The organism is Bradyrhizobium sp. 186, from assembly GCF_023101685.1.
GTDB lineage: Bacteria > Pseudomonadota > Alphaproteobacteria > Rhizobiales > Xanthobacteraceae > Bradyrhizobium.
On record NZ_CP082164.1, the window covers coordinates 8,323,700 to 8,336,925 of the forward strand.

Consider the following 13,226-nt stretch of genomic DNA (forward strand, 5'->3'; position numbering starts at 1 on the left):
CCAGTGGAGTCGAGTGTCGTCAGCCGCGTAGAACGGGAGCTCCCGTGGACGCCAGTGCGGTGCCTCACTTTCGGAACGGCGGCCCATCGGCCGCCGCGCAGACGTTTGGGGCGCGCGGACGGAAGTCGCGCGGGGAGGCAGCTACCATGGTCGACGTCACCGCGGGACAAGGCGTAGGCGGGGCGAAGCCCGGCCTCCCCTCCCTCACCGAGATCGTCAACATTCTCAAGCGCGGCGACATCGCGCTCGCGCTCGGCATCCTCACCATCCTGGTGGTGCTGATCCTGCCGCTGCCGGCGATCGTGCTGGACCTGTTCCTGGCGATCTCGATCACGCTCTCGATCCTAATCCTGATGACGTCGCTGTTCATCCAGGCGCCGCTGGAATTCTCCGCTTTCCCGACTATCCTGCTGATCTCGACCATGCTGCGGCTATCGCTCAACATGGCCTCGACCCGCCTGATCCTGTCGCACGGGCACGAGGGCACGGACGCCGCCGGCCATGTCATCGAAGCCTTCGGCAGCTTCGTGATGGGCGGCAATTTCGTCATCGGCATCATCGTCTTTGCCATCCTGGTCATCGTCAATTTCGTCGTCATCACCAAGGGTTCGGGCCGTATCGCCGAAGTCGCCGCGCGCTTCCACCTCGACGCCATGCCGGGCAAGCAGATGGCGATCGACGCCGATCTCTCCGCCGGCCTGATCGACGAGAAGGTCGCCAAGGAGCGGCGCAAGGCGCTGGAGGACGAGAGCGGTTTCTTCGGCGCCATGGACGGCGCTTCCAAGTTCGTCCGCGGCGACGCCATCGCCGGCCTCCTGATCGTCTTCATCAACGTCATTGGCGGCATGATCATCGGCGTGGCGCAGCAGGGCCTGTCCTTTGCCGATGCCGGTCGCAGCTACACGCTGCTGACCGTCGGTGACGGCCTCGTCACCCAGGTGCCGGCGCTGATCGTCTCGACCGCGGCCGGCCTGCTTGTCTCCAAGGCGGGCGTGTCGGGTGCGGCCGACAAGGCGCTGATGAAGCAGTTCTCCGGCTATCCGCAGGCGCTCGCGATGTCCTCGGCGGTCATGCTGGTGCTGGCTGTGCTGCCGGGCATTCCGGCCATTCCCTTCCTCGCACTCGGCGCCGGCGCCGGCGCGCTCGCCTGGCAGGCCCATAACCGCAAGAAAATCGCCGTCAAGGCCGAGGAAGCGGCCAAGGCCGCGCCCGCTGTCGGTACGCCCGGCGCGCCGGGAGCCGCCGCAACCGATGAGCCGATCTCGGCTGCGCTCAAGATCGACGACCTCAAGATCGAGCTCGGCTATGCGCTCTTGCCGCTGGTCAACGGCCCCGACGGCACCGACCGCCTCACCGAGCAGATCAAGGCGCTGCGCCGCTCGCTCGCGATCGAGATGGGCTTCGTGATGCCCTCGGTGCGCATTCTCGACAACGTCCAGCTCGAAGCCAACACCTACATCATCAAGATCAAGGAGGTCGACGCCGGCACCGGCAAGATCTGGCCGAACCAGTTCATGGTCATGGACCCCGGCGGCAGCCAGGTGCAGGTGCCCGGCATCCACACCACCGAGCCGACCTTCGGCCTGCCCGCGACCTGGGTCGACGCCAGCCTCAAGGAAGAGGCCTCGCTCAAGGGCTACACCGTCGTCGACGCCGCGACGGTGCTCTCGACCCACCTCACCGAGCTGCTCAAGGCCAACATGTCGGACCTGTTGTCCTATGGCGAAGTGCAGAAGCTGCTCAAGGAGCTGCCGAAGGAGCAGGGCGAGCTGGTCAAGGACATCGTGCCGGGGCAGGTCACGGTCTCCGGCATCCAGCGCGTGCTGCAGCTTTTGCTCGCCGAGCGCATCTCGATCCGCGACCTCTCCACCATTCTCGAAGGCATCGCGGACTCGCTGGCCTTCTCGCGCAATCCGGCGACCATGGTCGAGCACGTCCGTGCCCGGCTGGCGCGGCAGATCTGCGCGCAAAACACCTCCTACAACGGCTATCTGCCGCTGATCGCGCTGTCGGCGCGGTGGGAGCAGGCCTTTGCCGAATCCATCGTCGGCCAGGGCGAGGAGCGCAGTCTCGCCATGCAGCCATCGAAACTGTCGGAGTTCATGAACGCCGTGCGCGAGGCTTTCGAGCGCGCTGCCCGCGAGGGCGAGGCGCCTGTGCTGGTCACGTCTGCCGCAATTCGTCCCTTCGTGCGCTCGCTGGTTGAGCGGTTCCGCGCCCAGACCACGGTGCTGTCGCAGGCTGAAATTCACCCGAGGGCGCGGTTGAAAACGGTCGGAAGCATCTGATTTGCCTTAAGAAGCCGTGTGTTTTTTGGCCACAGGCAAATGGTTTTTCAGTTTCTGGCGCTCTGTCGACTAAAAGCCGATAGGGCGCCTACATATCCATTATAGCATTGAAATAATTATAAAATCACACGACCAGCGGCTGCTTTGATCGCGGCTTTTCACACCCTTTCACGCTCTTGTGATCTCCCCTTGGGAACGAATCCGCCCAATACTAGGTTGTTGGGCACCGGAAGCATGAACCTGCCTGAAGCGGCCGGCGACTATTTCGGGTAGAATGGCGGCAGGAGCCTTCCATGAACCACTCGATCTACAGCGCAGACCGCTCGACCCATCTGAAGATTGTGGTCGTGGCCCTCGTCGCAGGGATCGCGGTGGCAGGCTTCGGCATCACGGCACGTTCCGGCTCGGATGAAGACCTGACCCAGACTGCCCGCGTCATCAAGGCCGGCAAGCCGGTCGTTGTCACCAGCTCGAACGCTTCGCTCGTTCGCTAAGGAGATTTGACGAGTTTTGTGAATTCACGCGGCTCTTTACCAGCCCCCCAAAGTCGCCACGTGGATATGTAGACGACCCCAACCCCAAGTCGACTACAGAAAGCGCCCGCCCCCCACGGGCGCTTTCTCATGTCTGGAATCCTGTTTGCACTGTGGGTGCAGCGCGAGCATAAGGCGAGCAATCCACTGCGCTGCGGCTTCTCCGTTTGCATCCAGATCTCTCGAATACTGGATCGTCCGCCCCAGTGCGCAAGTGCGCGCAAGCCGGATCATGCCTCGCGCAGCTCCGACGGCGTCGCGCCAAAGCGCTTGCGGAAGGCGCGGTTGAAATAGGACAGATCGGAGAAGCCCGATGAATGCGCGATGTCGCTGATCTTGCGCGCCCTGGCGCGGGGATCGCCGAGCAGCTTACGCGCGAGCAGCAGACGCTGCTCCAGCACGAATTCGGTGAAGGTGGTGCCGGCTTGCTCGAACAGGCGCTGCGCCTGCCGCGGGCTCAAGCCCGAGCGCGTGGCGATCTCGGACAAGCAGAGATCGTTGCGGCCGAGCGCCGCCATCACGTCGGCGCGCATGAGATCGAGACGCGCCGCCGCGTGTCCGCGGCCGCGCGCCAGGCTTGCATGCTCGGCATCGGTGCCGAGCAGAAGACCGACGAGATCGACCATGTGCTGCGAGGTCAGGCGCTGGCCGACGGCGTCGAGATGCGGCGCGTGATTGGCGGCGAGCGCGTGATAGCGGAAGATGGTCTCGGCAACCGCACCGTCGGAGAGCGCCTGCGAGAGCTTTTCCTCGGCGCGCGGATTGATGTCGAGCAGCGCGCGGCGCGGCATGCGGATGGTGGTGAAGCGGTCTTCGTCGGTGTGGCCGACCGTGCCGGTGACACCCATATCGACGAGCACCATCTGCGCGGGCGCAAGCTCGACGGTATGACCGTTCTGCCCGACGCGGACGAGGCCCGCATGGGCAGTGATCAGAACGAGATCGTCGCTGCCGTCGGCGAGGCTGCTCTGAGTGCGTGAATATTGCGCGGAGGCGCCTTCGGGAACGGCGAGCACGATATTGCCGACCACGCTGATCTGTAGCCTGCAATCGATGCTGTCGCCGTGGCTCGGACCGATATCGAGACCGCAGGGACCGCAGGCCCTGTCGCGCCAATGTTCAAAGGCCGGGCCGTGCGGCAGCCCCGCATATTGGTGAATGAAGATGCCCGGCGTCTTCGCTGCATCCATCTGATTTCTCGCCCCTCTTCAGCACCGCAACGAGCGGCGCCGACTTCAAAGTCCGGGCATTTGACGCCGCGAATTGGGGGAAGGTTCAAATCGGGGCCGGATTCGGCCGGGCTTGTCGAAATGCGACGGCGGGATGGACCGTGGCGACAGCGGGAGCCGGCAATGTCTCCTCAAGGTCGTACTGGCCTTCGCCAGGACGACGATGGAGTTTTCGGCTTACTTCTTCGCAGGCGCCTGAGGCTGTGACGGCGGCACCGTCTCGATCAGCTTGCCGGAAAACACCGGCGCCGAGGTCGGCTGGCCGTTGGGCGAGCCGCCGGACTGCTCGACGGTGACAGCATAGGTCGCGCCGTTGACGACGTCGGCATCGTAGGAGGCGAGCAGCGGGCGCGCGGTGAAATCTCCACCGTTGATCACGCCGAGCGAGCGCGGGCGCGGCAGCTTGTCGGAGATCAGCCAGAGCTCGAAGCTCTTGCCGGGCTCTGGTGTCGCGCCGACCTTGCGCACCGTGAAATTCCGCGTCGCTCCGTCGATGGTGAGGATGAAGGCGGGGCCACCGCCCTGGCCCTGCAACAGCGCGACATATTGCGCGGACGTGGTGAGCGGCGCGGGTGGCGTCTTCACCTCGACCGTCTGGATGCGCGGCACCGGACGCAGCACGCCCGGCAGGGCGCCGGGCTGGAAGATCTGAAGCGACAGCGTCACCAGCAGCACGGCCGCAAGCGCGCCGACGGCGGAGGCAATAGTGCGCCAGCGCTTCACGCGGCCCTCGAGGCGGATCACGTTGCTGTTGTCGACGACCGGCGCCTGCGGCGCGCGCGCGACCTGAAGATCCGGCGCGTGGACCTGCGGAATGAATATCGGCACGACATCCGGAATGGCATCCGGTTGGGGCCGATGCGGCTCCGGTTGCGACACCTCTTCTGACGATGAATCTTCTGATGATGAAGATTCCTGCGACGGAGGCTCCGGCGAGAATGACTCCGGCACAGGCGGAGGTGGCGACGGTGAGGCTTCCGGCAGCGCCGGCGACTCCTGGGCAAAGGCCCTTCGCGCGAGCTCGGACTTGATGTTCTCCCACACGATCGGCCGCGGCTCGATCGTGCCGACCATCTGGTTAAGGACGCCGAGCCGGAATTCCCAGGCCCGCACGATTGCGGCGAACTCCGCGTCCACCGCCATCATGGTCGCGACCTGCCCGCGCTCATCGGCATCAAGTGTGCCGAGCGCATATTCCGCGGCGAGCGCGATATGGTCGTCCGTGTAGGCCATCAGCTGCAGTCCAAAACCACCTTCATAGTCCGAGGCATTCCCGGATATCCAACATGCTGCGCCGTAGCCACGTCTTCACCGTGTTGACGGGCGCGGCGAATTTCTCGGCCAGTTGCTCGCGACTCCAGCCGTTGTAATAGGCGAGAAGCACGAGCCTCTGACGGTCCGGCTCGAGCCGCCCGATGCATTCCAGCAGCCGCTTCAACTCCTCGGACATTTCCCGGCGCGCCAGCGGATCGGGACTGTCGGCGGCGACTTCCATCGCCTGGGGCTCTTCCTCGATGGAGACTTCCGTCTTCTTGCGCACGATGTCGATGGCGCGGTTGCGTGCGATGGATGCCATCCACGTGATCGGCGACGACAGCGCCGGATTGAACAGGCCGGCGCTGTTCCATATCTTGACGTAGGCCTCCTGAATGACCTCCTCTGCGACATCCTGTCGGCGCAAGATACGGAGCACGACGCCATAGAGTTTCGCCCGCGTGGCGACGTAGAGCCGCTCGAACGCGGACTGATCGCCCTTCGCCACCGCCTCTATCAGCCCGACCAGCTCTGCTGGCGTCAGCATTCAGCCCCCCAACGCGCGGCCCCGTCGCATCCCGCGCGGACCCTGGCACTCTGCTACCATAGCGCGCGGCAAAGCCCACCACCAAGGGGCGGGGCGCCACACTGTGGACAGCAAAGACGAAAGCCCGGACCTTGCGGGTCCGGGCTCGCAAATTCTTCGGCAAGTTCTTGGCGATTTGTTCGCTAGCTGCGCCTCAGGCGATGGCGCCCATGCGGGCGCGCATCAGGCCGATGCTGTCGAGATCGGCCTGTTCACGGGCGCTTTCCTCGGCCCGTTCGCGGGCCTGGTCGCGCTCGTCCAGGAGCTCGACCTTCTTGAGCTCCTCGAAGGCCTCGCCAAGCGCGGCCTTGGCTTCCTCGAGCTGGCCCTTCAGCTCGTCGGCCGAGCGGGTCAGATTCTCGCGGCGCTGGATCGCGGCCTTGGCATAGGTTGGATAGGCGAAATGCGAGGGATCGTTGATCCCAGCGCGGTCCTGCTCGGTCTGGATCTCCCGTTCGAGATCGACCGACATCCGCTGGAAGTCGGCAATCATGGACTCGATCTGGGCGACCCTGCGGCGCTTCTCGTCGACCTGAAATTTCTTCAGGCGGATGAGGGTATCACGTGACTTCATCGACTCGTACTCCCCAGAAGTCCCCTAGCTGCGCGTGGGACAACACCGGTCTCCCCAAAAGGGCCGATTTGGGCCCAGACCGGCTTGGCTACTCTGTGGATCGGATGATGACCGGACAAAGTTAGCGTTCCGTTTCCAAATTACCGAGGATTTGCGCCAACTGGCGGTAGCCGTCGGCAAGCGAGGCGCTTTCGTCCTTGCGCTGGCGCAGGAAGGCCTCCAGCGGCTCGTGCAGGCGGATCGCCTCGTCGACCTCCGGGCTGGAGCCGGCCCGGTAGGCCCCCAACCGGATCAACTCCTCCATGTCGGCATAGGTCGCCATCACCTGGCGCGCCCGCTGGATGGTCGGCCAGAACTGCGGATCCGCCGATTTCGGCATGGTGCGGGAGACGGATTTGAGGATGTTGATGGCGGGGTAGCGGCCGCGCTCGGCGATCGAGCGCTGCATCACGATGTGGCCATCGAGGATGCCGCGAACGGCGTCCGCGATCGGCTCGTTATGATCGTCGCCGTCGACCAGCACCGTGAAGATCGCGGTGATGGCGCCGATGCCGAGGCCGGGGCCCGCACGCTCCAGAAGCTTCGGCAGCTCGGTGAAGACGGTGGGCGTGTAGCCCTTGGCGGTGGGCGGCTCGCCGGCGGAGAGGCCGATCTCGCGCTGGGCCATTGCAAAGCGCGTCACCGAGTCCATCAGGCAGAGGACGTCCTGGTCTTCGTCGCGGAAATATTCGGCGACCGCAAGCGTCAGATACGCGGCCTGCCGCCGCATCAGGGCCGGCTCGTCGGAGGTTGCGACCACCACGACGGAGCGCGCCAAACCCTCTTCGCCGAGGTCGTCCTGCAAGAATTCCTGCACCTCGCGGCCGCGTTCGCCGATCAGCCCGATGACGCTGATATCGGCATCGACGTTGCGCGCGAGCATCGAGAGCAGCACCGACTTGCCGACGCCGGAGCCTGCGAAGATGCCCATGCGCTGGCCGCGGCAGCAGGTGAGGAACGTGTTCATGGCGCGCACGCCGAGATCGAGCGGGGCGCCGACGCGCTTGCGCGAATGCGCCGGCGGCGGCGCGTTGCGGAACGGCATCGGCGAGGCGCCTTGCGGCAGCGGCCCCTTGCCGTCGATCGGCTCGCCCAACGCGTTGACGACGCGTCCGAGCCAGGCCGCCGACGGCCGCACCTGGTTGGCGGCATTGGCGATGACCGCCTTGCAGCCGCGGCGCACGCCGTCGAGGCCGGCGAACGGCATCACGACGGCATTGTTGCCGGAGAAGCCGATCACCTCGCAGGGGATGGAACGGTTGGCGCCGGTCTCGATCACGAGCCGCGCCCCGACCGACATGGCGTGAATCGGGCCGGCCACCTCGACCATCAGCCCGCGAACGCCGACCACGCGGCCATAGATGTTGACGCCGTCGATGTCGCCGATCTGTTCGGCAAGAGCCTTCATAAGAGGGCCTTCATAAGGGTGGGGCCTTCATGAATTGGAGCTTCATGGCGAAAACCTTAAGTTTCGCCATATTTCTGAACGCCGCTTAACTTCGTGTTTACCCGCATCGTTAATCATTGCGTCACTGTCTTTGTGACTGAACGTGACTCCCCTTCAGAAGAAGGCTGAGTCGCGGGAGTCGGTTAGACCCGTCTCTTAAAGTGGAACTTGAACGGAATCGGGTAACGAAAGCTGCTTCACGCGCAATACCTTAGGGCGATTCGGGAAAAATTGCACTGGGGGGACTTGCGTTCCAGAATCAGAGTTTGTTAACCATCTGTCGTCAGGATCCGAATCAGTTGTTCAAAGGCGTTTTGTTGAGTGCCGCGAATGCGGCCGACCTGACGCCCAGGAGCGGCGACTATGGGGAACTGGCATGCGCGTTTTGCTGATTGAAGATGACAGCGCCGTCGCGCAGTCGATCGAGCTGATGCTGAAGTCTGAGAGCTTCAATGTCTACACGACCGATTTGGGGGAAGAAGGCGTCGATCTCGGTAAATTATACGATTACGACATTATTCTTCTCGACCTCAACCTGCCCGACATGTCCGGCTACGACGTGCTCAAGCAGCTCCGGGTCTCCAAGATCAAGACACCGATTCTGATCCTCTCCGGCCTCGCCGGCATCGAGGACAAGGTCAAGGGTCTCGGCGTCGGTGCCGACGACTACATGACCAAGCCCTTCCACAAGGACGAGCTGGTTGCCCGCATCCACGCGATCGTGCGCCGCTCCAAGGGCCATGCCCAGTCGGTCATCCAGACCGGCGACCTCGTCGTCAACCTCGACACCAAGACGGTCGAAGTCGGCGGCCAGCGCGTGCATCTGACCGGCAAGGAATACCAGATGCTGGAGCTGCTCTCGCTCCGCAAGGGCACGACGCTCACCAAGGAAATGTTCCTCAACCACCTCTATGGCGGCATGGACGAGCCCGAGCTGAAGATCATCGACGTCTTCATCTGCAAGCTCCGCAAGAAGCTCGCCAACGCTTCCGAAGGCCGCAACTTCATCGAAACCGTGTGGGGTCGCGGCTACGTGCTGCGCGAGCCGCACGAGCAGGAAGAGCGCATTCCCGCCTGATCACGTTTCTGCCGCGAGCCCTTCGGGGCTTGCTCCTCCCAGCCTGGACCCCGCCGCAAATGGCGGGGTTTTGTTTTTTGGGGCGCGAACAGGACGTCGTCGCCCTCCTGGCGTTGAACCGCTATCCTCCTCCCGCCGACGAATGGTCGCTGCACGATGGGGGAACGATGATCCTGCAATCACTCGCCGGCCTTCCCGCTTTCCTGGTCTATTTCTGCACCGGGCTGATCGCGATCGTGGCGTATCTGTTCGTCTATACCCGCATCACCCCGCACAACGAGTTCCAGCTCATCCGCGACGACGACCCGGCCGCGGCGATTGCGCTCGGCCTCAGCCTGCTCGGCTTCGTGGCGCCGCTGGTCAGTGCGATCGCGCATTCGGCCAACGTGCTGGACTGCCTGATCTGGGCCCTCGTCGCGCTGATCGTCCAGGTCGTCGTGTTCTATCTCGTGAAGGTCCCGGTGCCGAACCTCTCCGCGCGGATCGCCGCGGGCGAGCTTGCACCGGCGATCTGGCTCGGGCTGTCCTCGCTCGCCGCGGGCCTCTTGAACGCCGCCTGCATGATCTACTGACATGGCAGCAAAGCCCCCCGGCAAAGAGTTCGGCAAGCGCCGGCCGGCCCCACCGCCGCCGGCACCGCGGGAGCCGGTGAAGCGCTCCAGCCACGTCGCGCTGCTGGTGATGGGCACGATCGCGGTCGGCACCACCGCCTACACGCTGATGCCGCGGCAGAATTGCGAGCCCCCTCCCCCCGGAACGGCGCCGGCGCAGACGAGCACCGCGTGCAGCAGCAGCCGCAGCTCGTCGGGTGGCAGCGGCGGCTCGCGATGGTCGTCACGATCGAGCTTCTTCAGCAGCGACTCCGCGACCCATTCGTCGTCGGGGACATCGTCCGATTCTGGCTCGGGCGGCGTGACGCGCGGCGGCTTCGGCTCCTTCGGGCACGGCTTCTCGGGCGGCGGCTGAGACATGCAGCGCATCGTCTGTCCCGAACGCAACGACTGGCGGCAGACCGCCGAACTATGCGGCTTCAATTTCCACACTATCGACGGCAAGCGCTATTGGGACGAGCGCGCCTACTACGCCTTCACGCTCGACGAGATCGAGCGCGGGATCGAGACGCCGACCGGCGAGATCGACGCGATGTGCCTGGAGCTCGCCGGCCGGGTGATCGGCGACGAGCACCGTCTGCGGCGATTGAATATCCCTGAGGCGTTCTGGGATCTGATCGCGGCGAGCTGGGCGCGCGACGACCGCAGCCTCTATGGTCGGCTCGACCTGAAGTTCGACGGAAAAGGACCGGCGAAGCTGCTCGAATACAACGCGGATACGCCGACCTCGATCTTCGAGGCTGCGGTGTTTCAATGGACCTGGCTGGAGCAGGCCATCGAACGTCGCATCATCCCGGCGCGGGCCGACCAGTTCAACTGCATCCACGAGCGGCTGATCGAAGCGTGGAAGACGATCGGCGCGGGACGCCATCTGCATCTCACAGGCACCACCGGCAATGACGAGGACGCCGGTACGCTGACCTATCTCGATGACACCGCGCGCCAGGCCGGACTATCGACCACGCTGCTCGACATCGAGCAGATCGGCTGGCGCGATGTGGCCGGCGGCTTCGTCGATCTCGACGACCGCGCCATCGCGCTCGCCTTCAAGCTCTACCCCTGGGAATGGATGTTCCACGACGCCTTCGGTGCCAAGCTAACCGGCGCACCGACGCGCTGGATCGAGCCGCCGTGGAAGGCGGTGCTCTCCAACAAGGGCATCCTGCCGCTGTTATGGGAGTTGTTTCCGAACCATCCCAATCTGCTGCCGGCCTTCTTCGAGGACGATTCGCGCGTCGCCGAGCTCGGCAGCTCCTATGTGCGCAAGCCATTGCTGTCGCGCGAGGGCGCCAATGTTACGCTGGTCTTCGGCGACGTGCCGCTCGACGCGCACGCGGGCCCCTACGGTGCCGAAGGCTTTGTGCGCCAGGCGCTCGCGCCGCTGCCGAACTTTTCAGGCTTCTATCCGGTGATCGGAAGCTGGCTGGTGAACCACGAGCCGTGCGGGCTATCAATTCGCGAGGACGAGAGCCCGATTACCGGCAACGGCTCGCGCTTCCTGCCGCACGCGATTTTGTAGATCACCTCGCCGCGGCGACCTTCAGCGGCTGCGGCATCAACCCGCCCATGGGGCGGCCGGAACGCGCCGGGTTGAGCTGATAAAGCCCGCGGCGGTCGGTGACGGGACGGAAGGCATCGGTGATGCCGACGACAGATTCGGCCGCGCCGAGCAGCAACGTGCCGTCGGATTCCAAACCCTTCGCCATGCGCTCGAAGATCACGGCCTTGGTGTCCTGGTCGAAATAGATCAGCACGTTGCGGCAGAAGATCACGTCGAACGTGCCGAGATGGGAAAAGTCCTGCAACAGATTGAGCTGACGGAACTGCACCATCGAGCGAATGTCGGCATTGAGCTGCCAGACATCGCCCAACTGCGTGAAGTATTTGACCAGGAGCCCGATCGGCAGGCCGCGCTGCACCTCGAACTGGCTGTAGACGCCGGCCTTGGATTTCTCCAGCACCTCCTGCGACAGATCGGTGGCGACGATCTCGATGCACCAGCCCGCAAGCGCGGCGCCCTTCTCCTTCAGACACATCGCGATCGAATAGGGCTCCTGCCCCGTCGAGGATGCCGCCGACCAGATGCGAAGCGACTTGCGCGCCGCGCGCGCCTGGATCAGTCCGGGCAGGATGGTGTCGCGCAGATGATCGAACGGGATCTTGTCGCGGTAGAAGAAGGTTTCGTTGGTGGTCATCGCCTCGACCACGTCGGTCGCAAGCCGGCCGTCACCGTTCCTGATCTTGAGGACGAGATCCGGAATGCCGGGAAGGCTCGCCTTGCGGGCAAGCGGCAGCAACCGGCTCTCGACCAGATACTGCTTTTCGGCGGAGAGATCGAGACCGGAGCGCTCTTTCAGGAACTTGCGCAGGTATTCGTAGTCAACCGGCGTCACGAGCGGTCTCCCGCGAACAGGCGGTTGACCTTGGCGCCGATCTGATTGAGCGGCAGGATCGCCGCGCAGATGCCGGCATTGGCAGCGGCGCCCGGCATGCCCCAGACCACGCTGGAGGCTTCGTCCTGCGCGATGACGCTGCCGCCGGCGGCGACGATGTCCTTACCGCCGCGCATGCCGTCCGAGCCCATGCCCGTCAGGATGACGGAGAGGATGCTGCCATGCCAGATGTCGATGGCGGAGGTGAAGAGCGGATCGACCGCGGGCTTGCAGAAATTGACGGCGGGGCCGTCGTCGAGCGCGATCGCGGCGTCCGCACCGCTACGCACGACGCGCATGTGCTTACCGCCCGGCGCGAGATAGATGCGGCCTGGCTTCACCGGCTCGCCGTCGACCGCCTCACTCGCCGGCTTGCGGCTCGAGCGCGCCAGATGCTCGGCAAGAATGGTGGTGAAGGTCGGCGGCATGTGCTGGGTGATCAAAACCGGGAAGCGGTCGATCACCGGGCCGAGCTCGGTGACCAGCGCCATCAGCGCCTGCGGACCGCCGGTCGAGGAGCCGATCAGCAGCACCTTTGGCGCCTGCGCCGAGAACGGACGCGTCACCAGCGACAGCGACGACGGAGCATGCACGGCGGGGGTCGGTGCGGGCGCGGCAGGCCGCGCAACGGGTCCGCGCGCGGCCGGAGCCGGGCTCGCGGGTGCCAGCGGCGGGCTCGCGACCGCAGGCTTCCGGCGCAGCCGCGCGCCGAGATGGCGGATCTTCTGAATGAGGTCGTGATGGAAGATGTCCGCGGCGGACGCTTCGCGCGTGGACTCCGGCTTCGGAATGTAGTCGGCCGCGCCGAGCGACAGCGCCTTGAAGCTGATCTCCGCGTTGCGGCGGGTCAGGGTCGAGGCCATGATGATGACGAGATCGCGCTTCTTCGCCAGCAGTTGCGGCAGCGCCGAGATGCCGTCGAGCTCCGGCATTTCGATGTCGAGCACGGCCACGTCGGGGTTGATGCGTTCGATCTGGTTGACCGCCTCGAGCCCGGTGCGCAGCGAGGCTGCGACCTCCATGTCGTGCTCGGCGCCGACCCACCGCGAGATCAGACCGCGAATGACGACGGAGTCGTCGACGATCATCACCCGCAGAGGTCCCGCTTCGCGCGACGGGCTCGTGGTCGAATTACCTGCGAACGCAACACTCATT

13 protein-coding genes are annotated in these 13,226 nt (G+C 64.9%); 6 read left to right on the top strand and 7 right to left on the bottom strand.

The window, feature by feature from the left end; all coding sequences use genetic code 11:
- Nucleotides 1-146 precede the first annotated feature (146 nt).
- Nucleotides 147-2,288, top strand: coding sequence for a flagellar biosynthesis protein FlhA (flhA, locus tag IVB18_RS39930; protein ID WP_247985712.1), 2,142 nt, complete (start codon nt 147-149; stop codon nt 2,286-2,288).
- A gap of 293 nt (nt 2,289-2,581) precedes the next feature.
- Nucleotides 2,582-2,782 carry a hypothetical protein gene (locus IVB18_RS39935; RefSeq protein WP_247985713.1) on the top strand — a complete coding sequence of 67 codons (201 nt, stop codon included), beginning with the start codon at nt 2,582-2,584 and terminating at the stop codon, nt 2,780-2,782.
- A gap of 269 nt (nt 2,783-3,051) precedes the next feature.
- On the opposite strand, the gene IVB18_RS39940 is transcribed toward IVB18_RS39935, so the two are convergent.
- The 5 genes from IVB18_RS39940 to fliI form a co-directional block, all read right to left on the bottom strand.
- On the bottom strand, nt 3,052-4,011 hold the full coding sequence (locus IVB18_RS39940; RefSeq protein WP_247985714.1) for an AraC family transcriptional regulator: 960 nt from the start codon (nt 4,009-4,011) through the stop codon (nt 3,052-3,054).
- A gap of 216 nt (nt 4,012-4,227) precedes the next feature.
- Complete coding sequence (locus IVB18_RS39945) at nt 4,228-5,283, bottom strand: anti-sigma factor (protein WP_247985715.1); 1,056 nt, start codon at nt 5,281-5,283, stop codon at nt 4,228-4,230.
- A 22-nt stretch (nt 5,284-5,305) separates the two neighbouring features.
- The gene (locus IVB18_RS39950) at nt 5,306-5,851 is read right to left on the bottom strand and encodes a sigma-70 family RNA polymerase sigma factor (RefSeq protein ID WP_247985716.1); all 546 of its coding nucleotides are present in this window, start codon (nt 5,849-5,851) and stop codon (nt 5,306-5,308) included.
- Nucleotides 5,852-6,044: 193 nt separating this feature from the next.
- Nucleotides 6,045-6,464 carry a flagellar export protein FliJ gene (fliJ, locus tag IVB18_RS39955; RefSeq protein WP_148737232.1) on the bottom strand — a complete coding sequence of 140 codons (420 nt, stop codon included), beginning with the start codon at nt 6,462-6,464 and terminating at the stop codon, nt 6,045-6,047.
- Nucleotides 6,465-6,585: 121 nt separating this feature from the next.
- Nucleotides 6,586-7,911 (bottom strand): flagellar protein export ATPase FliI, encoded by a 1,326-nt coding sequence (gene fliI, locus IVB18_RS39960; RefSeq protein ID WP_247985717.1) that lies wholly within the window; start codon nt 7,909-7,911, stop codon nt 6,586-6,588.
- A 415-nt stretch (nt 7,912-8,326) separates the two neighbouring features.
- Between fliI and IVB18_RS39965 the strand changes: the two genes are divergently transcribed.
- The 4 genes from IVB18_RS39965 (at nt 8,327) to IVB18_RS39980 (ending at nt 11,158) form a co-directional block, all read left to right on the top strand.
- Complete coding sequence (locus IVB18_RS39965) at nt 8,327-9,028, top strand: response regulator transcription factor (protein WP_015688285.1); 702 nt, start codon at nt 8,327-8,329, stop codon at nt 9,026-9,028.
- 167 nt (nt 9,029-9,195) lie between these two features.
- Nucleotides 9,196-9,600, top strand: a complete 405-nt coding sequence (locus tag IVB18_RS39970; RefSeq protein WP_247991846.1) for a DUF350 domain-containing protein — start codon at nt 9,196-9,198, stop codon at nt 9,598-9,600.
- A 1-nt stretch (nt 9,601) separates the two neighbouring features.
- Complete coding sequence (locus IVB18_RS39975; RefSeq protein ID WP_247985718.1) at nt 9,602-9,994, top strand: hypothetical protein; 393 nt, start codon at nt 9,602-9,604, stop codon at nt 9,992-9,994.
- 3 nt (nt 9,995-9,997) lie between these two features.
- Nucleotides 9,998-11,158, top strand: a complete 1,161-nt coding sequence (locus IVB18_RS39980) for a glutathionylspermidine synthase family protein (RefSeq protein WP_247985719.1) — start codon at nt 9,998-10,000, stop codon at nt 11,156-11,158.
- 1 nt (nt 11,159) lies between these two features.
- On the opposite strand, the gene IVB18_RS39985 is transcribed toward IVB18_RS39980, so the two are convergent.
- Both IVB18_RS39985 and IVB18_RS39990 read right to left on the bottom strand, forming a co-directional pair.
- Complete coding sequence (locus tag IVB18_RS39985) at nt 11,160-12,032, bottom strand: protein-glutamate O-methyltransferase CheR (protein ID WP_247985720.1); 873 nt, start codon at nt 12,030-12,032, stop codon at nt 11,160-11,162.
- The gene (locus IVB18_RS39990) at nt 12,029-13,225 is read right to left on the bottom strand and encodes a chemotaxis response regulator protein-glutamate methylesterase (RefSeq protein ID WP_247985721.1); all 1,197 of its coding nucleotides are present in this window, start codon (nt 13,223-13,225) and stop codon (nt 12,029-12,031) included. The genes IVB18_RS39985 and IVB18_RS39990 overlap by 4 nt, the downstream gene beginning before the upstream one ends.
- Nucleotide 13,226: the final 1 nt, after the last annotated feature.